The sequence below is a fragment of the Serratia marcescens genome, from assembly GCF_029846115.1.
Taxonomy (GTDB): domain Bacteria; phylum Pseudomonadota; class Gammaproteobacteria; order Enterobacterales; family Enterobacteriaceae; genus Serratia; species Serratia marcescens_L.
The window spans coordinates 2,501,887-2,523,467 of record NZ_JARVZZ010000001.1; the positions used below are offsets into that span (position 1 = coordinate 2,501,887).

The 21,581-nt window shown below is 59.4% G+C and carries 20 protein-coding genes; 10 read left to right on the forward strand and 10 right to left on the reverse strand.

All coding sequences use genetic code 11. The features are described 5' to 3' along the window. Positions 1-35: 35 nt before the first annotated feature. From QDT79_RS11800 to QDT79_RS11810, 3 genes are all read right to left on the reverse strand, one after another. On the reverse strand, positions 36-293 hold the full coding sequence (locus QDT79_RS11800) for a YjhX family toxin (protein WP_004939031.1): 258 nt from the start codon (positions 291-293) through the stop codon (positions 36-38). A 234-nt stretch (positions 294-527) separates the two neighbouring features. Continuing rightward, positions 528-998: a cyanase gene (gene cynS, locus QDT79_RS11805; protein ID WP_063988853.1), complete on the reverse strand. Its 471-nt coding sequence runs from the start codon at positions 996-998 to the stop codon at positions 528-530. A 19-nt stretch (positions 999-1,017) separates the two neighbouring features. Further along, positions 1,018-1,671 carry a carbonic anhydrase gene (locus QDT79_RS11810; protein WP_063988854.1) on the reverse strand — a complete coding sequence of 218 codons (654 nt, stop codon included), beginning with the start codon at positions 1,669-1,671 and terminating at the stop codon, positions 1,018-1,020. 114 nt (positions 1,672-1,785) lie between these two features. Here QDT79_RS11810 and cynR point away from each other — a divergent pair, with 114 nt between their 5' ends. Next, the gene (cynR, locus tag QDT79_RS11815; protein ID WP_063988855.1) at positions 1,786-2,685 is read left to right on the forward strand and encodes a transcriptional regulator CynR; all 900 of its coding nucleotides are present in this window, start codon (positions 1,786-1,788) and stop codon (positions 2,683-2,685) included. A gap of 22 nt (positions 2,686-2,707) precedes the next feature. Here cynR and QDT79_RS11820 read toward each other — a convergent pair whose 3' ends face one another. Together QDT79_RS11820 and QDT79_RS11825 are read right to left on the reverse strand one after the other, a co-directional pair. Continuing rightward, the gene (locus QDT79_RS11820; RefSeq protein ID WP_063988856.1) at positions 2,708-4,012 is read right to left on the reverse strand and encodes an MFS transporter; all 1,305 of its coding nucleotides are present in this window, start codon (positions 4,010-4,012) and stop codon (positions 2,708-2,710) included. Between the two features lie 1,943 nt (positions 4,013-5,955). Beyond that, the gene (locus QDT79_RS11825; RefSeq protein ID WP_063988859.1) at positions 5,956-6,609 is read right to left on the reverse strand and encodes an Ssp6 family T6SS pore-forming effector; all 654 of its coding nucleotides are present in this window, start codon (positions 6,607-6,609) and stop codon (positions 5,956-5,958) included. A gap of 246 nt (positions 6,610-6,855) precedes the next feature. On the opposite strand from QDT79_RS11825, the gene QDT79_RS11830 reads away from it, so the two are divergent. Then, positions 6,856-8,448 carry an ABC-F family ATPase gene (locus QDT79_RS11830; RefSeq protein ID WP_107227436.1) on the forward strand — a complete coding sequence of 531 codons (1,593 nt, stop codon included), beginning with the start codon at positions 6,856-6,858 and terminating at the stop codon, positions 8,446-8,448. A 51-nt stretch (positions 8,449-8,499) separates the two neighbouring features. Here the strand turns inward: QDT79_RS11830 and moeB are convergent, their stop codons facing one another. After that, entirely contained in the window at positions 8,500-9,255 is a 756-nt protein-coding gene (gene moeB, locus QDT79_RS11835; RefSeq protein ID WP_107227444.1) for a molybdopterin-synthase adenylyltransferase MoeB, read from the reverse strand. 2 nt (positions 9,256-9,257) lie between these two features. Further along, on the reverse strand, positions 9,258-10,496 hold the full coding sequence (gene moeA, locus QDT79_RS11840) for a molybdopterin molybdotransferase MoeA (protein ID WP_308316531.1): 1,239 nt from the start codon (positions 10,494-10,496) through the stop codon (positions 9,258-9,260). A gap of 157 nt (positions 10,497-10,653) precedes the next feature. Here moeA and QDT79_RS11845 point away from each other — a divergent pair, with 157 nt between their 5' ends. The 8 genes from QDT79_RS11845 to QDT79_RS11880 all read left to right on the forward strand — a co-directional run bounded on the left by QDT79_RS11845 (position 10,654) and on the right by QDT79_RS11880 (position 18,510). After that, positions 10,654-11,190, forward strand: a complete 537-nt coding sequence (locus tag QDT79_RS11845; RefSeq protein WP_060421380.1) for a DUF924 family protein — start codon at positions 10,654-10,656, stop codon at positions 11,188-11,190. A gap of 358 nt (positions 11,191-11,548) precedes the next feature. Then, positions 11,549-12,505: an isoaspartyl peptidase/L-asparaginase family protein gene (locus tag QDT79_RS11850; protein ID WP_308316532.1), complete on the forward strand. Its 957-nt coding sequence runs from the start codon at positions 11,549-11,551 to the stop codon at positions 12,503-12,505. A 19-nt stretch (positions 12,506-12,524) separates the two neighbouring features. Beyond that, positions 12,525-14,399, forward strand: coding sequence for a dipeptide ABC transporter ATP-binding protein (locus tag QDT79_RS11855; RefSeq protein ID WP_308316533.1), 1,875 nt, complete (start codon positions 12,525-12,527; stop codon positions 14,397-14,399). A 23-nt stretch (positions 14,400-14,422) separates the two neighbouring features. After that, the gene (gene gsiB / locus QDT79_RS11860; protein WP_107227447.1) at positions 14,423-15,958 is read left to right on the forward strand and encodes a glutathione ABC transporter substrate-binding protein GsiB; all 1,536 of its coding nucleotides are present in this window, start codon (positions 14,423-14,425) and stop codon (positions 15,956-15,958) included. Between the two features lie 52 nt (positions 15,959-16,010). Beyond that, on the forward strand, positions 16,011-16,931 hold the full coding sequence (gene gsiC, locus QDT79_RS11865) for a glutathione ABC transporter permease GsiC (RefSeq protein ID WP_308316534.1): 921 nt from the start codon (positions 16,011-16,013) through the stop codon (positions 16,929-16,931). Between the two features lie 9 nt (positions 16,932-16,940). Further along, the gene (gene gsiD / locus QDT79_RS11870; RefSeq protein WP_172837460.1) at positions 16,941-17,849 is read left to right on the forward strand and encodes a glutathione ABC transporter permease GsiD; all 909 of its coding nucleotides are present in this window, start codon (positions 16,941-16,943) and stop codon (positions 17,847-17,849) included. 107 nt (positions 17,850-17,956) lie between these two features. Next, entirely contained in the window at positions 17,957-18,193 is a 237-nt protein-coding gene (locus tag QDT79_RS11875) for a type II toxin-antitoxin system CcdA family antitoxin (RefSeq protein WP_029988820.1), read from the forward strand. Positions 18,194-18,195: 2 nt separating this feature from the next. After that, on the forward strand, positions 18,196-18,510 hold the full coding sequence (locus tag QDT79_RS11880; protein ID WP_107227448.1) for a CcdB family protein: 315 nt from the start codon (positions 18,196-18,198) through the stop codon (positions 18,508-18,510). Between the two features lie 38 nt (positions 18,511-18,548). Here QDT79_RS11880 and fghA read toward each other — a convergent pair whose 3' ends face one another. From fghA to ptrR, 3 genes are read right to left on the reverse strand one after another with little or no spacing between them, the layout of a single operon-like run. After that, on the reverse strand, positions 18,549-19,391 hold the full coding sequence (gene fghA / locus QDT79_RS11885) for an S-formylglutathione hydrolase (protein WP_077038636.1): 843 nt from the start codon (positions 19,389-19,391) through the stop codon (positions 18,549-18,551). A 14-nt stretch (positions 19,392-19,405) separates the two neighbouring features. Beyond that, positions 19,406-20,530, reverse strand: coding sequence for an S-(hydroxymethyl)glutathione dehydrogenase/class III alcohol dehydrogenase (locus QDT79_RS11890; protein WP_063988868.1), 1,125 nt, complete (start codon positions 20,528-20,530; stop codon positions 19,406-19,408). 30 nt (positions 20,531-20,560) lie between these two features. Next, a complete protein-coding gene (gene ptrR / locus QDT79_RS11895; RefSeq protein WP_107227449.1) occupies positions 20,561-21,481 on the reverse strand; it encodes a putrescine utilization regulator PtrR in 921 nt (306 codons plus the stop codon). Between the last annotated feature and the right edge of the window lie 100 nt (positions 21,482-21,581).

Below are 21,581 nucleotides of genomic sequence, written 5' to 3' on the forward strand. Positions count from 1 at the left end.
GTCGACCGGGCTGCCTGCCCGGCCGGTATCGATGATTAACGGTTATCCAGCTGCGCACGCACGGCCTTGAGCCCGGCGAAGGTGACGCGATAAGGGCGCCCCTGGCGAGAGAGGATCAGGCGTTTGGTTTTGAGCTTGGTGAAGACGGCCAGCGAGCAGTCGGCCAGGCCGAGCCCTTCGCGGGTGTAGCATTCGACGTGGGTGACGCGACCGGCGTCGTTGCGGGTGAAGGCGATATAGCCGCCTTTGGCCAACACGTGCAGCACGCGTTGTTCCGCTTTGGAAATGTTCATGTTGGGAGATCCTGTAATAACCCCAGATACGCGCATCCCCGCGCAAACGCGCGTCGGATACGTCAGAGTCCCTCGCCATACGGCAAGGAAGCGACTATCGGGTGGTTACAATCTCCAACATACAGGCCTCGGGCAGTGAAAAACGCCAGGGCGGCGTTTCAGCGCAGATAATGTAGCCAATGGCCGGTTGGCTGTCAATTTGCCGGCGGCGGCGGGCCGCCGGCGAAAGGCCAATTAGAAAGGCTTGGTCGGCAGGTATTTGCCGTCCAGGGTGATCACCGCACGTTCGCCGCCGTCCGGATCGGCGACCTTTTTGATATCCAGCTTGAAGTTGATGGCGCTGATGATGCCGTCGCCGAACTGCTCGTGCACCAGCGCTTTCAGCGTGGAACCGTAAACCTGCAGCATTTCATAGAAGCGATAAATGGTCGGATCGGTCGGCACGCCGCCAGGAATGCTGCCGCGCAGCGGGATGGTTTGCAGCAGCAGCACCGCCTCTTCGTCCAGCCCCAGCTTGGCCGCGACCGTGCGCGCCGCCGGTTCCGGCAGCGCATGCTGCCCCAGCAGCGCGGCGGTGACGAACGCCAGGCTGAGACCCGTGCCCTCGGCCAGCGCGTCGAAAGTCAGGTTATGGCGGATCTTGGCGGCCATGATGGTGTCGGTGAGCGCTGAGCGCGGGGCGGCATTGTGCAGAGAGTGTGTCATGTTAGCTCCTTTTGTTGGCTTAAAAGCGGGCGATCGCCGGGGTGGCGGTCACGTCGGGATGGGTGGTGAGCGGCACGAAGCGGCGGGTTTCGCCGTCCAGCGCCTCGATAGCGCCGCTGGCGATGTCATAGACCCAGCCGTGCAGCGTCAGGCGGCCCTGATCCAGCGCCAGGGCGACGGAAGGGTGCGTTTTGATGTTGTTGAGCTGGGCGACGACGTTTTCGCGCACCATCGACGCGACCCGGGCCTCATCGGAGGCGTGCGGATAAGCCTGATTGACCGCCTTCGCGGAATCGGCGTAACGCAGCCAGCCGGCGACCGTCGGCAGGTGCTCCAGACACTGGCAGGTGGCGATGGCGGTCATCGCGCCGCAGTCGGAATGGCCGCAGATCACGATATCCTCCACGCCCAGCGCGGCGACGGCGTACTCGACCGAGGCGGTAACCCCGCCGGGTTCGGGGCCGAAAGAAGGCACGATGTTACCGGCGTTGCGGATCACGAACAGATCGCCCGGCTCGCGCTGGGTGACCAGCTCTGGCACCAGGCGGCTGTCGGAACATGAGATAAACAGGGTGCGCGGGTTTTGGCGGGTCGCCAACTGCTGAAACAGCGCCGTGCGTTCAACAAAGGCTTCGCGCTGGAATTTCAGGAAGCCTTCAATCACCTCTTTCATCCGTTTCTCCATTGGGTGTCGTTATGCGATGGCGGCATGATGAACGCTTCTGGCTATAGGGTCTAAGACCCATTTATAATGCCAGCTATAGGTTTTACTAATAGCTGGGGCGCCATGCTGCTGCGACACATCCGTTATTTTCTGGCCGTTGCTGAACAGGGCAACTTCACCCGCGCCGCCGAAGTGCTGCACGTCTCGCAACCGACGCTGTCTCAACAGATCAAGCAGCTGGAAGACACACTGGGGGCGCCGCTGTTCGATCGCAGCGGCAGAGCCGTGCGCCTGACCGACGCCGGTGAGGCGTGGATGCGCTATGCGCGGCTGGCGCTGCAGGATCTGGACGCCGGCGCGCGGGCGATCCATGACGTGGCGACGCTGGCGCGCGGCCATTTGCGGCTGGCGATGACGCCGACCTTCACCGCCTATCTGGTGGGGCCGGCGATCGATGCGTTCTACCGCCGCTATCCGGGGATTACCCTGAGCATTGAGGAGATGGCGCAAGAGCGAATCGAGGCGCTGCTGTCGCAGGATCGGCTGGATCTGGGCATTGCCTTCGAGATGGCGCAGTCGGCGGAGGTGGAAGCGGCGGCGTTATTCAGCGAGACGCTGGAGCTGATGGTCGGCGCCGACCATCCCCTGGCGGCGCATCGCCGGCCGCTGACGCTGGCGGAGTGGCAACATCTGCCGCTGGCCTTGCTGAGCGGCGACTTCGCCACGCGCCAGTTTATCGATCGCTACTGCACGCAGCTGGGATTTCGGCCGCAGGTGGCGGTGGAGGCCAACGCGCTGGGCGCCATCGTCGAGATCGTGCGGCGTGGGCAGCTCGCCACGCTGCTGCCGGCCGCCATTGCGCGCGAGAACCGGCAGTTGAAAAAAGTGGCATTGGCCAACGCTATGCCGGTGCGGCAGGCGGTATGGCTGCAGCGCAAAGGCGCTTACCGCAGCGCCGCCGCGCAGGCGTTTATCGCCGTCTTGCAGGAACAGGGCGTTACGCCAACGCCGGGCAGCCAATAGCCACGTGGCCCGGCAGCATGCGCTATTCTTTATGACGCTCTCGGAACAGCAGAGTGGCTATCAGGCTGACGGTCAGCATGCCGGTCACGTACCACGCCGGCGCCAGCGGGTTGCCGCTGGTCTCCAGCAGCCAGGTGACGATCAGCTGCGCCGATCCGCCAAACAGCGTTACGCCGAAAGCGTAAATCATCGAGGTGCCGGTGGCGCGCACGTGGCGCGGCAGCGCCGAGACGATCAGCATGGTGCTCGCCAGCATGTTGATGCCTAGAGCGCCGATCAGCAGGATGCGGAAAACAATCGCCAGCCACAGGGTTTGCGTGGCGCTGAGGAACCAGAAGGTCGGGTAAATCAGGATCAGTGCCGCAAAGATCGAGAACAGCAGCGGCCTTTTGTAATTCTGGATCCGATCGACATAGCGCCCGGCGTAATAGACTGCCACAATTTGCACCACGGAGGCGATGCAGCTGAACAGATAGGCGGTCGGGCCGGCGATGTGGTAGGTCTGCATCATGTAGGTCGGCATGTAAAGCAGCACAACATAAACCATCACGGTGCCGGACATGATGACCAGCACACCCAGCAACAGGTCTTTAGCATGGTTGCTCACCAGATCCCATACCGGATTCAGCGGTATCCGCGCACGATCCGGCTGTTCGCCGCTGTAGGTCTCTTCAAGGTGCTTACGGATATAGACGCCGACCGGAATGATCAGCAGGCCGATGATGAACGGCACGCGCCAGCCCCAGGCATAAAGCGCCTCTTCCGGCAGAAAATAGGTGAGCGCCAGCCCACAAGAGGCGCCGAGCAGGGCGCTGACGCCCTGGCTGATCGCCTGCCAGCTGACGAAAAAGCCGCGCTGATTGGCGCCGGCCGACTCCAGCAGCAGCGTAGTCGCTGAGCCCACTTCACCGCCGGCAGCGAAGCCCTGAATCAGGCGGCCGACTACGATCAACACCGGCGCCAGAACGCCGATTTGCGCATGGGTCGGCGCGAAGGCGATCAGGGCAGTGCCGACGCCCATCAGCACGATGGTCATCAGCATGGCGGCCTTGCGGCCGACCCGGTCGGCATAGGCGCCCAGCACCATGCTACCCAGCGGGCGCATGATAAAGCCGACGCCGAACACCGCCACCGACATCAACAATGAACCGTAGGCGCTGTCGCTGGGGAAATAGAGTTTGCCGATGATGGCGGCAAAGAAGCTGTACACGGTGAAGTCGAAAATCTCCAGGCCGTTGCCCAGGCTGGCGCCGACAATGACTTTGTAATTTACCGCGCCTTTCTCCGCCGTTTGGCTTTTGGGCAAGGTTTTTTCAGCAGTGTTCATCGTTATCTCTCGCGATAGGTGGACGGTGTGTTGTTATTATTTTCTGGCCGTGGTGGCATTATCCGGGACGGCGATAATCGCCGCCCGAAGCGGCAACAGAATGGCAACGTCTCCTTTACATATACTTGTATGTACAATCATATGCAATGCGAGATCAATTAACGGGATAACGGTGGTTTGATTTTTTTAAGATTTTGTATTTATATGTTTTTTTTGGATTTATGATGTGTGGCAGTGAGGTGATTTAGTGCCGATTTAGTGAGCTGTAGCGCATTAATCATTGAAAAAATCCTGGCATTTAAGAGGAGGGTCACAAAATGTCGCGTATAGCAGAATATGTGGCGATAGTCGGCAAGAAATAGAATTAAATAGAGGTGCGTTGACTGTATCAATGATTTTCAAGAGGTATTCAGGTGCGATTTATTCTTACCTGGTGCGGTATCTGGCGAGAATGAAATTCATTTTTTATTTTAATTAATACCGCTAATTAATATTTTTGGTGAATTTGTTCCAGTTATTGTACGGCTTGCTGCGTGAAGCCTTCCTGTGACTTTCATTGGCGTTATTAAATGCAGGTATGGCTCATCCGTCGGAAACGCTCAAAATGTCACCAAAACTTCCCGCGATCTCTGAACCTCGTTGTGGCATAATGCGCGCCAAATCACATTCCCTATGTATAAAGAGCGAGCGCTGTGTTAAGCGTTAATAACATCACAGTGTTGTTTCATATTTAAAATTAAATGAAAATATTGTTATTTATATTTTAATTGTCCCACCCATTATTCAATGAAAGGTGGTTATGTACATGTTGGATTCCTCTGGAATAGATGGTATTAAGAATGTCTATAATATTTATTTAAGGAAAGTTGAAGGGTTGTCAAATTTCAAGTGTAGGTATAGTATTGAAATACCTTGATATATATGAAAAAACAGCTAAAGGTATTAGGAAGAAACTTCAAAGGCTTGCTTGCTGAGTTTACCTACTGGGCAGGGAAATCAGGTGTGATAACGATCGTTACTCACCTAGTAAAATAAAAAAGAATTCTTGTGCTTTGCCACAGCAGTGCAGTAAGAAACTAACTTTTAATGATATTAATGGTGGTTTTTATGAAAAAATTGGTGTGGGTAAGGAGCGTCGTTTAACTAATAAAAAACACATAAAAATATAACTAATATAAAAAGAGAAGGGTTTTGCTACACAGATAGGTTTCAATGGTTTTTCGCGACTTTCGTCGCTTTGGCTCATCTGATTATCTGGGGTAAATACGTCGGAAAAAATAGTAATCTGCGTGTGGCATATAGTTGAGTTAATTACAAATCATCGGCTAGAGAGTCAGTAATTAGCATTAAGAACAATATGATATTTTTTTAAATTTTAACTACACCTTTCACTCAGGACTTTCATCGTATACCTTTTTAACCGCAAACCTGAAAATGACATACCCTAAGAAAACTCCCGCTATGGAGGTCGCAACCCACAGAGATTGCAAATGGTCGTCGGAGTAAAATACGAACCAGGCAATGGCCAATAGCGAGAGGGCCACAACGCCGCACCCAATGCCCTGAATAATTCTGGATAGAATGATTAGTACTGGTTTGTTCATAAGCCAATCTGAGTACAGTGATTATTAAGGTAGATGATGAATTTTTATATACATTTAGCATTCAATTATTCATATTGTAAATGTATGGGGGGTAGTAGATTAGTATATGTGCTCCATGAGAGTTGTTAGCTTGCTCTGTTTTAAGCAAGCTATTGCTTCTTTGTGGGTATTAAGTAGGCAAGGATGCAGGCGAGAGCCACCGTTCCTCCAATATAGAGGAGTCTGTCAGTCACTGAGTCGAAGTGGAAAAAGAAGTAAATACACAATAAAAAGCCAATAGAACCGAGCAAATGAATCAGTATGTCAGAGATCGAGAAGAATACCTTCTCTAATGTTTTTTTAATGCCCATTTAACGTATCCTCAACAAGTGAAATGATTTTATCAAACGCTTCCTGCCCTTGCTTTTGCCTTACTGCTATTGCTTCAATAAATGGATCGGCAAAGGGCTGTATCAAGAAGTAGATGAAGTCTAAATCACCGGCATATCTTAGCTTGCTGTATACAATATTATCCTTATTGCTTAGCTCTTTAGATTTGTAAATACTTCGAGTTGCCATTCCACCCATCAATAAAATACTACTGATAACCCCGCTTCTAAGTTTGATCAGCCGGCTATATTGGGTGGTTTGTAGAATGGCTGTCGTAATTTTACTACTGATTGTTGCACTGGTAATCATTCGCCCAGCTAAAGAAGATACACTTTTGCTATACATTATGTTTTGTGTATTGTTCGGTATATATCCATTGAATAAATCAATAATGATCTTAATGCTCTTGGTTAGATTGTGGTTCTCTAATATGCCATATCGAATAGCTTTAGTTAATCTGATGCTTTCTGTTTGATTGCTATATCGATTTCCAGTATCGAGATAGCTATAAGCGAGATATCCAAAATCAACAGGTACGCTAATGACTCCATGTGTGAAGCCAATAACAGCGTTAGGGGATAAGATAACTTGCGCTATTCGGTTGGCTATTTCGTGATAATCCATATCTTCTCCATTGCAACGAACCCTGTAACATTAGATAGGTCCATTCTGTACTTTACGCTTTTCATAGAAATCCTTTTCAATATGAAACGCCGAATCTAGCAGACTTTTTGTACGCAAGCCAATGTCCACCGGCAAACGGTGTGAACCCACCGCTCAAAATGTCACCAAAACTTCCCGCGATCTCTGAACCTCGTTGTGGCATAATGCGCGCCAAATCACATTCCCTATGTATAAAGAGCGAGCGCTGTGTTAAGCACCAACAACATCACCATGCAGTTCGGCAGCAAGCCGTTGTTTGAAAACATCTCTGTTAAATTTGGCGGCGGCAACCGTTACGGCCTGATCGGCGCCAACGGCTGCGGCAAATCCACCTTTATGAAAATCCTCGGCGGCGATTTGGCACCGACCGGCGGCAACGTGTTCCTTGATCCGAACGAGCGCCTGGGTAAACTGCGTCAGGATCAGTTCGCCTTCGAACAATACAGCGTGCTGGACACCGTGATCATGGGCCACACCGAGCTGTGGGCGGTGAAGGAAGAGCGCGACCGCATCTACGCCATGGCGGAGATGAGCGAAGAAGACGGCTATAAAGTGGCCGATCTGGAAGTCGCCTACGGCGAGATGGACGGTTACACCGCCGAAGCGCGCGCCGGCGAACTGCTGCTTGGCGTCGGCATTCCGGTGGAACAGCACTACGGCCCGATGAGCGAAATCGCGCCGGGCTTCAAGCTGCGGGTGTTGCTGGCGCAGGCGCTGTTCTCCGATCCGGAAATCCTGCTGCTCGACGAACCGACCAACAACCTGGACATCGACACCATTCGTTGGCTGGAGCAGGTGCTGAACGAGCGCAACAGCACCATGATCATCATTTCGCACGACCGTCACTTCCTGAACATGGTCTGCACCCACATGGCGGATCTGGACTACGGCGAGCTGCGCGTGTATCCGGGCAATTACGACGAATACATGACCGCCGCCACCCAGGCGCGTGAGCGTTTGATGGCGGACAACGCCAAGAAAAAAGCGCAGATCAGTGAGCTGCAATCGTTCGTCAGCCGCTTCAGCGCCAACGCCTCCAAGTCCAAGCAGGCCACCTCGCGCGCTCGCCAGATCGACAAGATCCAGTTGGAAGAGGTGAAAGCCTCCAGCCGCCAGAACCCGTTCATCCGTTTCGAGCAGGACAAGAAGCTGTTCCGTAACGCGTTGGAAGTGGAAGCGCTCACCAAGGGCTTCGACGAAGGCCCGCTGTTCAACAAGCTGAACCTGATGGTGGAAGTGGGCGAGAAGGTTGCAGTGCTGGGCGCCAACGGCATCGGTAAAACTACCCTGCTGAAAACGCTGGTGGGCGATGCGCAGCCGGACAGCGGCACCGTGAAGTGGTCGGAAAATGCCCGTATCGGTTATTACGCGCAGGATCACGAATACGAGTTCGACGACACCCTGAGCGTATTCGATTGGATGAGCCAGTGGAAGCAGGAAAAAGACGACGAGCAGGCGGTGCGCAGCGTGCTGGGCCGTTTGCTGTTCAGCCAGGACGACATCAAGAAGCGCGTGAAGGTGCTGTCCGGTGGTGAGAAGGGCCGCATGCTGTTCGGCAAGCTGATGATGCAGCGCCCGAATATTCTGGTGATGGACGAACCGACCAACCACCTGGATATGGAATCCATCGAATCGCTGAACATGGCGCTGGAGATGTACGAAGGCACGCTGATCTTCGTCTCTCACGACCGTGAGTTCGTCAGCTCGCTGGCAACCCGGATTCTGGAAATCACCCCGAACAAGGTGATCGACTTTACCGGCAACTACGAAGACTATCTGCGCAGCCAGGGCATCGTGTAACCCTCGTGGCAACGCATCAGGGCGGGAATTATCCCGCCCTTTTTTTATCCGTCATTCCCCGCCGCACACTTCGCAGTGCGGATCCTTTGGCAGTTTCATCTCCCGGAACTGCATGCTCATCGCATCGAACATCAACAGCTTGCCGCGCAGCGGTTGACCATAGTCGGCCAGCAGCTTGATGGCTTCCATCGCCTGTAGGGTGCCGATGGTGCCGACCAGCGGCGCCATCACGCCCGCTTCTACGCAGGTGAGGGCGCTGTCGCCGAACAGCCGGCTCAGGCAGCGGTAGCAGGGCTCGCCCGGCTGATAGGTGAACACGCTGAGCTGGCCTTCCATGCGGATCGCCGCGCCGGAAACCAGCGGCTTGCGCTGCGCGTGGCACCGGCGATTCAGGGCGTCGCGCGCCGCCACGTTGTCGGTGCAGTCCAGCACCAGATCGCAGGCGGCGATCTCTGCCGCAACTGCCTCATCTTCCAGTCGGCCGTCGATCGCGTCGATGCGGATATGCGGGTTGATGGCGCTCAGTTCGCGCTTGGCGGAGGCGACTTTGCTCTGGCCGATGCGATCGTCGCGGTGCAGGATCTGGCGCTGCAGGTTGGAGAGCGAGACGGTGTCGAAATCCACCAGCACCAGATGGCCGACGCCGGCCGCCGCCAGGTAAGGCGCGGCGGCGCAGCCCAGCCCGCCCAGCCCGGCGATCAGCACGCGGGCGGCCTTCAGCTTCTCCTGGCCGTCGAAGTCAAAGCCGCGCAGCACGATCTGGCGGTTGTAGCGCAGCGCTTCGGCGTCGGTCAATTCCGGCAGCATGCTCAGCTCCTCAGCAGGGCGTTGAACGGCTCGATCTCCACCGTTTCACCCACCGCCACCGAACCGCGTTCGCGCTCCAGCACGATGAAACAGTTGCCCTGACTGTAGGAGCTGAAGACGTGCGAGCCCTGGTGGCCGGTGGTGCTGACCTCCAGTTCGCCCGCGGCGTTGCTGCTGAACACGCCGCGCTGGAAATCGAGGCGGCCCGGCGATTTCTTCAGTGGGGTCAGCGCGCGCGCGCGCAGGCGCGGCGGCAGGCGCCAGTCGCTGTGGCCGGCCAGCTTCGCCAGCAGCGGCTGCACCAGCTGGTAGAAGGTCAGGGCGGCGGAAACCGGGTTGCCCGGCAGGCCGCAGAACCAGGCGTGGCCGAGCTTGCCGAAGGCGAAGGGTTTGCCGGGTTTGATCGCCAGCTTCCAAAAGCTGACCTGGCCCAGCTCGTCGAGCATCTGTTTGGTGTAGTCGGCCTCGCCGACCGAGACGCCGCCGCTGCTGATGACCACGTCGGCCTGGCTGTCCGCCCGTTCGAAAGCGGCGCGCAGCGCATCGCGATCGTCGCGGATAATGCCGAGATCGAGCACCTCGCAGCCCAGCTGTTCCAGCATCAGGCGCACCGCGAAACGGTTGGTGTCGTAGATTTGGCCCGCCTGCAGCGGCTGGCCGACCGGCTGCAATTCGTCGCCGGTGGAGAACACCGCCACCTTCAGCTTACGCATTACCTGCACTTCGGCGACGCCGAGTGAAGCCAGCAGCGGCAGCTGCGCGGCGCCCAGCTTCACGCCGGCCGGCAACACGCTCGCGCCTCGGAGAATGTCTTCACCCGCCAGACGGATATTCTGGCCGGCTTCAACCGGCGCGTTAAAACGCACGCCCTGGTCGCTCACTTCTGCCTGCTCCTGCATGACAACCGCGTTCGCCCCGGCGGGGATCGGCGCGCCGGTCATGATGCGCACGCAGCTGTTGGCCGGCCATTGGCCGTCGAACGGCGCACCGGCGAAGGCTTTCCCGGCGACCGGCAGCGGCGCATTGGCCGCCAGATCGGCGAGGCGCAGCGCATAACCGTCCATCGCCGAGTTGGCGAACGGCGGCACGTCGAGCGGCGAGACCACCGGCGCGGCGGTGATGCGGCCGGCGGCGGCGGTCAGGGCAACGGATTCGGTTTGCTGTAGTGGGGCGATCTGCCCGAGCATTTTTTCCAGCGCTTGCTCCAGGGAGATGAGATCGGAAGTATGGCAATGATCCATAAAGGGAACTCCGTAATCAGGGTGCGCTAAAATAGCGACAAAGTGCGGGTATTATGGCAGAGAACGCCGGGGGGGAGAACGGGTTATGCCCGCCATCTTTCGCACTGCGGCGCCGGGGCGATCGGGTATAAACTGCGTAAAACAGAGGAGAATCATGATGCATAAACAGGTTATCGAGTTCTGGTTCGACGAGATCGAACCGATCATGTGGTTCAAAAAGGACGACGATTTCGATCGTCTGCTGCACAGCCGTTTCGGCGAAATCTGGCGGGCGGCGGCGGCGGGGGAGCTGGCGCACTGGCGCGACACCATCGAAGGGCGCCTGGCGGAGGTGATCGTGCTCGATCAGTTCAGCCGCAACCTGTTCCGCGGTACGCCGCAGTCGTTCGCCTGCGACGGCATGGCGCTGATCCTGGCGCAGGAGGCGATCCGCAGCGGCGAGTGCGAACGGCTGAGCCGCGAGCAGCGCGGCTTCCTTTATCTGCCATTCATGCATTCGGAATCGCCGCTGATCCACCAGCAGGCGCTGGTGCTGTACACCGAGCTCAACAACGGCGACCAGTTGGAGTTCGAGCTGCGCCATAAGGCGATCATCGATCGTTTCGGCCGCTACCCGCATCGCAATGCGATATTGGGGCGCACCAGCACGCCGGAAGAAGAGGCCTTTTTACAGCAGCCTGGATCGGGTTTTTAATCATCGGATCATCTGCGCCCGACCGGGGAAAAAACAGCAGGTCGGGTGCCACAATAAGCGTTATTCAGCGCGAACGTTTATTTCCTCACGCCATGCCGCTATTTCCGCACGCGAAATTACCAATAATCTCAGCCGCACGATCGGCGGTTCGCTGCTTTTTATAACCTGCTGTTTTTATTCCAATAAGCTATTTCAAGGTGCGAAATGGTCTAAGCGGACTACGCTAAAAGCGGGACGTGGACGTTATGCTGTACTTCCACTGTAGGACTAAATAGAGTCGAAAAAGACTAAATAATAATGATACCGCGCTCAGCTTATTCGCTGTGCAACGGCGGGATTAACACAGGGTGTCAGGCAAATGAGCAAACCAGTGATTGCCATTCATGGCGGCGCGGGCGCAATTACCCGGGCGGCGCTAAGTGAGGAAAAAGAACGGCTGTATATCCAGGCGCTGTCCGAGATCGTGGCCGCTGGGCAGGCGATATTGGCACAGGGCGGCAGCGCGCTGGACGCGGTGACCGAAGCGGTGCGACTGCTCGAAGAGTGCCCGCTGTTCAACGCCGGCAAAGGCTCGGTGTTTACCCATCAGGGCACTCACGAACTGGACGCCTGCGTGATGGACGGCCGCACCTGCGATGCCGGCGCCGTCGCCGGCGTCAGCCATATCCGCAACCCGGTGCTGGCGGCGCGCGCGGTGCTGGAAAACAGCGAACACGTGCTGTTTGCCGCCGAAGGCGCCGAGAAGTTTGCCGCCGCCCACGGCCTGGAAATGGTCGCCCCTGACTTCTTCTTTACCCAGGAACGCTTTGATCAGCTGCACCGCGCCCAGGCGGAGCAGGGCCGGGTATTGCTCGATCACGACGGCGCGGCGCAGGCCGGCGATCCGCTCGATCCCGATCGCAAATTCGGCACCGTCGGCGCGGTGGCGCTGGATGCGCTGGGCAACCTCGCCGCCGCCACCTCCACCGGCGGCATGACCAACAAGCAGGCCGGGCGGGTGGGCGACACGCCGATCATCGGCGCCGGCTGCTATGCCAACAACGCGACGGTAGCGGTCTCCAGCACCGGCACCGGCGAAATCTTCATGCGCGGTGTGGCGGCCTATGACGTCTCCGCCCTGATCGAATACGGTGGCCTCAGCCTGCAGGCGGCCAGCGATCGGGTGGTGATGGAAAAGTTGCCTGCACTGGGCGGCAGCGGCGGCATGATCGCCGTCGATCGCCACGGCAATCTCGCGCTGCCGTTCAACTGCGAGGGGATGTATCGCGGTTTTGGTTATGTCGGCGATGCGCCGTCCGTCGGGATTTATCGCTAAGCGTTCACCGGGAGGGTGTATGACCGACGTTTCATTCCGGCCCGCCGGCGATGGGTTGTCATTGCCGCCGCAGCGGGTGCTGACGGTGCGCGATCTGAGCATCAGCTTTCCTCAAGCGGACGGCGCCGTGGCAGCGGTGCGCAACCTGTCGTTCGATCTCGATCGCGGCGAGACGCTGGCGATCGTCGGTGAGTCCGGCTCCGGTAAATCGGTGACTTCGCTGGGGCTGATGCGGTTGGTGGAGCAGGGCGGCGGGCGCATCGTCAGCGGTGCCATGACGCTGCGCCGGCGCGACGGCGCGCTGCTCGATCTGGCGAACGCCTCGCAGAGCACGCTGCGCACGGTGCGCGGTGCCGACATGGCGATGATCTTCCAGGAGCCGATGACCTCGCTCAACCCGGTGTTTCCGGTCGGCGAGCAGATCGCCGAATCGCTGCGCCTGCATCAGGGCATGGATCGCCGCAGCGCGCGCCAAGAGGCGCTACGCATGCTCGATCTGGTGCGTATTCCGGAGGCCAAAGAGGTGCTGGGGCGCTACCCGCACCAGCTTTCCGGCGGCATGCGCCAGCGGGTGATGATCGCCATGGCGCTCTCCTGTAAACCCGCGTTGCTGATCGCCGATGAGCCCACCACCGCCCTCGACGTCACCATTCAGGCGCAGATCCTGCAGCTGATCCGTGTGCTGCAACGGGAGATGCAGATGGGGGTGATCTTCATTACTCACGACATGGGCGTGGTGGCAGAGATCGCCGATCGGGTGCTGGTGATGCGCCGCGGCGAGCAGGTGGAACAGAATCGGGTGCGCGAGCTGTTTGCCGCGCCGCAGCAGGCCTATACCCGAGCGCTGTTGGCGGCGGTGCCGAAGCTGGGGGCGATGGCCGATCGGCCGCTGCCGGCGAAGTTTCCGCTGCCGGACGGCGAGGGGGATACGGCACCGCAGGATACCGTGCCGCCAGGCGCTGCGCCGATCCTGCGGGTGGAGCATCTGGTTACGCGCTTTGATCTGCGCGGCGGGTTGTTCAATCGGGTCACTCGCCGGGTGCACGCGGTAGAAAACGTCAGTTTCGATCTTTACCCCGGCGAGACGCTGGGGCTGGTGGGCGAGTCCGGCTGCGGCAAGTCCACCACCGGGCGCTCTCTGCTGAAGCTGGTGGACAGCCAAAGCGGCACCATCACCTTCGCCGGGCGGCGAATCGATCAGTTGAAGGGGCCGGCGCTGCAGCACCTGCGGCGCGATATTCAGTTCATCTTTCAAGATCCCTACGCCTCGCTCGATCCGCGCCTGACGGTCGGTTTTTCCATCATGGAGCCGCTGCTGGTGCACAACGTGATGCGCGGCCGGGAGGCGGAGCAACGGGTGGCCTGGCTGCTGGAACGCGTCGGCCTGCTGCCGGAGCATGCGCGCCGCTACCCGCACGAATTTTCCGGCGGCCAGCGCCAGCGCATCTGCATCGCGCGCGCGCTGGCGCTGAACCCGAAAGTGGTGATCGCCGACGAGGCGGTCTCGGCGCTGGACGTGTCGATTCAGGCGCAGATCGTCAATCTGTTGCTCGATCTGCAGCGCGAGTTCGGCATCGCTTTTCTGTTTATTTCACACGACATGGCGGTGGTGGAGCGCATCAGCCACCGGGTGGCGGTGATGTACCTCGGGCAGATCGTCGAGATCGGCCCACGGCAGGCGGTGTTCGACAATCCGCAGCACCCCTACACCCGCAAGCTGATGGCGGCGGTGCCGGTGGCCGATCCCGCGCATGCCCACAAACGGCAGCCGCTGCCGGCCGATGAGATCCCGAGCCCGGTGCGCGCGCTGGGCGATGAACCCGTTACCGCACCGCTGGTGCAGGTTGGCGCCGGGCACTTTGTCGCCCGCCACCCGATCGCCGGTGCTTTTTAAAGACCTCAGGAGAGACAAGCGACATGAAGCACACATTCAAACGCAATGCGCTGTTGGCCGCCGTACTGCTGGCGGCGGGAACTGGCCCGGTCTGGGCGGCGAAGGACGCGGTGATCGCCGTGGCCTCCAACTTCACCACCCTCGATCCTTACGACGCCAACGATACGCTGTCGCAGGCGGTGGCCAAGTCTTTCTATCAGGGGCTGTTCGGCTTCGATAAGGACATGAAGCTGGTGAACGTGCTGGCGGACAGCTATGAGGTCAGCAAAGACGGCCTGACCTATACCGTCAAACTGCGCCAGGGGATTAAATTCCACGACGGCACCGCGTTCAACGCCGAGGCGGTGAAGATCAACCTCGATCGTGCCAGCAATCCGGACAGTCACCTCAAGCGCTACAACCTGTTCAAGATGATCGACAAAACCGAGGCGGTGGACGCCAATACGGTGAAGATCGTGCTGAAGGCGCCGTTCTCGGCGTTCGTCAACAACCTGGCGCACCCGGCGGCGGCGATCATCTCGCCGGCGGCGCTGAAGCAATACGGCAAGGAGATCGGTTTCCATCCGGTCGGCACCGGGCCGTATCAATTCGTGACCTGGAATCAGACCGATTTCGTCAAGGTGAAGAAGTTCGACGGCTACTGGCAGCCGGGGCTGCCGAAGCTCGACAGCATCACCTGGCGCCCGGTGGTGGATAACAACACCCGCGCGGCGATGCTGCAGACCGGCGAGGCGACCTTCGCCTTCCCGATCCCCTACGAGCAGGCCAAGGTGCTGGAGGGCAATGCCAAGCTGGACGTGGTGGCCGCGCCGTCGATCCTGCAGCGTTACATCAGCATGAACGTCACCCAAAAGCCGTTCGACAACCCGAAGGTGCGCCAGGCGCTGAACTACGCCATCAACAAGGACGCGCTGATCAAGGTGGCGTTCGCCGGCTACGCGGTGCCGGCGGAAGGCCCGGTGCCGCCGGCCATTGACTTCGCCGCCCGCTATAAGCCGTGGCCGTACGATCCGGCCAAGGCGCGCGAGCTGCTGAAAGAGGCCGGTTACCCGAACGGCTTCACCACCACGCTGTGGTCTTCCCACAACCACAGCACCGCGCAGAAGGTGCTGCAGTTCACCCAGCAGCAGCTGGCGCAGGTGGGGGTGAAAGTGACGGTGACGGCGATGGATGCCGGGCAGCGTGCGGCGCAGGTGGAGAGCGTCGGGGTGAAAGACACCGGCGTGCGGATGTTCTACACCGGCTGGTCGGCCTCGACCGGGGAAGCGGACTGGGCGCTGTCGCCGCTGTTCTCTACCCAGGCGGCGCCGCCGAAGCAGTTCAACACCGCGTTCTACAGCAACCCGCAGGTGGACAAGGATCTGACCGACGCGCTGGCGACTACCGATCGCGCCGAGAAGCAGAAACTGTATCAGGACGCGCAGGATCGCATTTGGGCCGACGCGCCCTGGATCTTCCTGGCGACCGAACGTTTGCTGTCGGCCAACAGCAAACAGCTGAGCGGGTTCTACGTGATGCCGGATACCTCGTTCAACTTTGATAACGCCGATCTGAAATAAGGCGCCCATCCCCGCCTGCGGCCAGACGGCGGCGGGCGGGGGAAGGAATGAGATGCTCAATTATTTTCTGAAACGACTGCTGGGCCTGATCCCGACGCTGCTGATCGTGGCGGTGCTGGTGTTCCTGTTCGTCCATCTGCTGCCGGGCGATCCGGCGCGTCTGGCGGCGGGGCCGGAGGCCGACGAGGCGGTGGTGCAGCTGGTGCGCAAGGGTTTGGGGCTGGATAAGCCGCTGCCGCAGCAGTTCGCGCACTTCTTCGTCAACGCGCTGCGGGGCGACTTTGGCATCTCGATGGTGTCCAAACGCCCGGTGAGCGAAGAGATCGCCTCGCGCTTTATGCCGACCTTCTGGCTGACCGTCACCAGCATGCTGTGGGCGGTGGCGTTCGGCCTGGCGATCGGCGTGGTGTCAGCGGTGTGGCGCAACCGCTGGCCGGATCGCCTCGGCATGACGCTGGCGGTGTCGGGGATCTCGTTCCCGGCCTTTGCGCTCGGCATGCTGCTGATGCAGGTGTTCTCGGTCGAACTGGGGTGGCTGCCGACGGTGGGCGCCGACAGCTGGCGACACTACATTCTGCCTTCGATCACCCTGGGGGCGGCGGTGGCAGCGGTGATGGCGCGCTTCACCCGCGCTTCGTTCGTCGAGGTGCTGCAGGAGGACTACATGCGCACCGCGCGCGCCAAGGGCGTGCGGGAAAGCGTGGTGGTGATGAAACACGGCCTGCGCAACGCGATGATCCCGGTGGTGACCATGATGGGGCTGCAGTTCGGCTTCCTGCTCGGCGGTTCGATCGTGGTGGAAAAGGTGTTCAACTGGCCGGGGCTGGGGCGGTTGCTGGTAGACTCGGTGGAGATGCGCGATTACCCGGTGATCCAGGCCGAGGTGCTGCTGTTCTCGCTGGAGTTCATCCTGATCAACCTGCTGGTGGATATGCTGTACGCGGCGATCAACCCGGCGATTCGTTATCAATGAGGACGCGGCATGATTAAGCATTGGCGGCGCAACGCCGCACTGAAGGCGATGCCGCTTATCGACCCTAACGCGGTACGCACGCCGTGGGGCGAGTTTTGGCGGCGTTTTCGCCGCCAGCGGGCGGCGCTGGTCGCCGGCCTGTTCGTGCTGCTGCTGATTGCGGCGGCGCTGCTGGCGCCTTATCTGGCACCGTTCGATGCGGAAAACTACTTCGACTATGACCGGCTGAACGAGGGGCCTTCGCTGATGCACTGGCTGGGCGTGGATTCCCTAGGGCGCGATATCTTCAGCCGCATCCTGATGGGCACGCGCATTTCGCTGGCGGCCGGGGTGTTCTCGGTGCTGGCAGGCGGGGCGATCGGCACCCTGCTGGGGCTGCTGGCCGGCTACTATGAGGGCTGGTGGGATCGCCTCACGATGCGCGTCTGCGACGTGCTGTTCGCGTTTCCCGGCATTCTGCTGGCGATCGGCGTGGTGGCGATCATGGGCAGCGGCATGGCCAACGTGATCGTCGCGGTGGCGATCTTCAGCATTCCGGCTTTCGCCCGCCTGGTGCGCGGCAATACGCTGGTGCTGAAGCACCTGACCTATATCGAATCGGCGCGCAGCATCGGCGCCTCGGACTGGACCATCATCCTGCGGCACATTCTGCCGGGCACCCTGTCTTCGATCGTGGTCTATTTCACCCTGCGCATAGGCACCTCGATCATCACCGCCGCCAGCCTGTCGTTTCTGGGCCTGGGCGCCCAGCCGCCAACGCCGGAGTGGGGAGCGATGCTCAACGAGGCGCGCGCCGATATGGTGATTGCGCCGCACGTGGCGATCTTCCCCAGCCTGGCGATATTCATCACCGTGCTGGCCTTCAACCTGTTGGGCGACGGATTGCGCGACGCGCTCGATCCGAAGCTGAAGGGGTGATGCTTTAACGTATGGCGCATATTTGAACGGGTTAAAATGACGTCTCAGTGCTATTATCCGTTCAATAAACCGTGTTGTTTGCACGAAGATGAGTGAGAGAGGTGCCGATGCCAGTAAAACAACGAACGACGCAAAGTGTGACCATGACGCTGGAACGCAGTTTGTTGAGCCGTGCGCGTGAGGCGGGGATTAATCTCAGCGCGACGCTAACGGCTGCTTTAGATGCTGAGTTGCGTCAGCATGAGAGGATAAAATGGCAGGAAGAAAACCGAGAGGCGCTTGAAGCGCTTAACCGATTTAATGATGAGCATGGTTGCTTTAGCGACGAATACAGGACGTTTTAGCGATGCAATTTACAGTGTATGCGAATAGGGGAAACAGCGCGGTTTATCCCCTGTTGCTTGATGTGACGAGCGATATCATTGGGCAATTAAATCGTCGAGTTGTGATCCCTTTGTTGCCCGTTGAAAAATACCCGGGGAGTACGCGGCCGGAGCGCTTGATCCCGCTGATCAGATTGATTGATGACAACGAGTATGCCGTGATGACATATGAAATGGCCAGCATCCCGGTTCGGGCTTTGGGGGCCGAGTTTTGTGATGTTTCCCAGTATCGGAGCAGGATAAAAGCCGCCATCGACTTTCTTTTTGACGGTATTTGAAGAAATCCGGACGGGTTAATAACCGCCCGGATTTTTTATCAGCGGAACAGGTGCTCGGCGTGGAAGCGCAGGTGATCTTCCACGAAGGTGGCAATGGTGAAGTAGCTGTGATCGTACCCCGGCTGGATGCGCAGCGTCAGCGGCCAGTCGCGCTGGCGCGCCAGCTCCGCCAACCGCGCCGGCTGCAGCTGGTCGGCCAGGAACTGGTCGTCGTCGCCCTGGTCGATAAGGACCGGCATTTTTTCCGCGCCGCTGGCCAGCAGATGGCAGCTGTCGTACTGCAGCCACTGGTTTTCGTCGCTGCCCAGATAGGCGGTGAACGCCTTGCGGCCCCACGGCACCTGGCACGGGTTGACGATCGGCGCGAACGCCGATACCGAGCGGAAGCGCTGCGGGTTGCGAAACGCCATCATCAGCGCGCCGTGGCCGCCCATCGAGTGGCCGAAGATCGACTGACGATCGCTGACGCTGAAGTGCTGTTCGATCAGCGCCGGCAGTTCGGCGCTGATGTAGTCGTACATGCGGAAATGGCGATCCCACGGCGCCTGGGTGGCGTTCAGGTAGAACCCGGCGCCCTGGCCCAGATCGTAGCCTTCGTCGTTCGGCACTTCGTCGCCACGCGGGCTGGTGTCCGGCATCACCAGCACCAGGCCCAGCTCGGCGGCGATGCGCTGCGCGCCGGCTTTCAACGTGAAGTTCTCGTCGTTACAGGTCAGCCCCGACAGCCAGTACAGCACTGGTGGCGGGTTGTCATCACGCGGCGGCGGCAGGTAGATGCTGAATGTCATGTTGCAATTCAGGCTCTGCGCCGCGTGGCGATAGCGCTGCTGCCAGCCGCCGAACATGCGGTGCTCTTCGAGAAGTTCCAATGACAACGTCATCTCTGCCTCCTGGCTTATTGGTCGAAGTGGATGACGGTGCGGATCGATTTGCCTTCGTGCATCAAATCGAACGCTTCGTTGATCTGCTCCAGCCCCATGGTGTGGGTGATAAAGTCGTTCAGTGCGAATTCGCCGTCCAGATAGCGCTCGACGATGCCCGGCAGCTGCGAACGGCCCTTAACGCCGCCGAACGCCGAACCACGCCAGACGCGGCCGGTGACCAGTTGGAACGGACGAGTCGAGATCTCTTCGCCCGCGCCTGCGACGCCGATGATCACCGATTCGCCCCAGCCTTTGTGGCAGCATTCCAGCGCGGAACGCATCACGTTAACGTTGCCAATGCACTCGAAGGAGAAGTCGACGCCGCCGTCGGTCAGCTCGACGATCACGTCCTGAATCGGCTTGTCATAGTCTTTCGGGTTGATCAGATCGGTAGCGCCCAGCTTGCGCGCCAGATCGAACTTGCTGGTGTTGATGTCGATGCCGATGATGCGGCCCGCGCCGGCCATCTGCGCGCCGATGATCGCCGACAGGCCGATGCCGCCCAGACCGAAGATCGCCACGGTGTCGCCCGGCTGCACTTTGGCGGTGTTCATCACCGCGCCCATGCCGGTGGTCACGCCACAGCCCAGCAGGCACACTTCTTCCAGCGGCGCTTCCTTGTTGATTTTCGCCAGTGAGATTTCCGGCACCACGGTGTACTCGGAGAAGGTGGACGTGCCCATGTAGTGGAAGATCGGCTTGCCATCCTTGAAGAAGCGGGTGGTGCCGTCCGGCATCAGCCCTTTGCCCTGGGTGGCGCGGATCGCCTGGCACAGGTTGGTCTTGCCGGATTTACAGAATTTGCACTCGCCGCACTCCGGGGTATAGAGCGGGATCACGTGATCGCCGACCGCCACGCTGGTGACGCCTTCACCGACCGCTTCCACCACGCCGCCGCCCTCGTGGCCGAGGATTGCCGGGAACACGCCTTCCGGATCTTTGCCGGACAGGGTGTAGGCGTCGGTGTGACAAACGCCGGTGGCGACGATCCGCACCAGCACTTCGCCTTTTTGCGGTGGCATCAGCTCGACTTCTTCGATCTTCAGCGGCTGGTTCGGGCCCCAGGCAACGGCGGCGCGGGTTTTGATCATCTCCATCATAGTCTCCTCAGTGGTTTTCTTTTTAAATCAGGCGATATCGACAACGTCTGATAAATCGTTGGGGGTGCTTTCATCAACAGCGGTGGTTTCCGTCTGTTCAATAATCAATTCTTTCAGCGCGCGCACGTTCGGCCCGAACGCATCGCGGCGCCACAGCAGCCAGGTGGCGGTGTCGGCCACGTCCGCCGGCAGGGTGTGAACCCGGACCCGCTCATGGCCCGGCAGCAGGCTGAGCACCGAATGCGGGATCATCGCCAGCCCGGCGCCGCTGGCGACGCAGGCCAGCATGGCGTGATAGGACTGAATCTCCATGATCTGCCCCGGCCGCGCGCCTTCGCGCTTGAACCAGGCCTCAAGCCGCAGGCGGTAGGAACAGCTGGCGCGAAAGGCGAACAGCGTTTCGCCGTTGGCGTCTTTGGCGCTGTGGATCGGCGCGTGATCGAGACAGGAGATCACCACCATATGTTCAGGATAGGCGATGCAGCCGTTCAGCTCGTCATAAGACACCGGGCCGTCGACCAGCGCCGCGGCCAGCGTGCCGGCGCGCACTCGATCGGCGATTTCGCCGGAGGTGCCGGTGGTCAGCGACAGCGAAACCTGCGAGAAGCGCTGGTGGTAAGCCGCCAGCAGCGAGGGCAGGCGGGTGGCGGCGGTGCTCTCCATCGAACCGAGGGCGAAGTTGCCCGCCGGTTCGCCGGCGTGGGTGATGCTCATCGCCTCGTCGCTCAGCGCCAGGATGCGGTTGGCGTAGCACAGAAAGTTATGGCCCATCGGCGACAGGCGCAGGCGCTGTTTTTCGCGGATAAACAGATCGGCGCCCAGCTCCTGCTCGAGCTGGCGCAACCGGGTGGTCAAATTCGACGGCACGCGGTGCAGCTGCTCGGCGGCGCGGGCGACCGAGCCGGTTTCCGCCACGCAGCAGAACATGCGAAGCTGGGTCAGATCCATAATGTTCTCGTTTCGTGATGAACTTGATAACTATTATTCAGTTTTTGTGAGTTTAATACTGCGGCATGATACTGGCAACTTTCTTTTAACCTTTTGGATA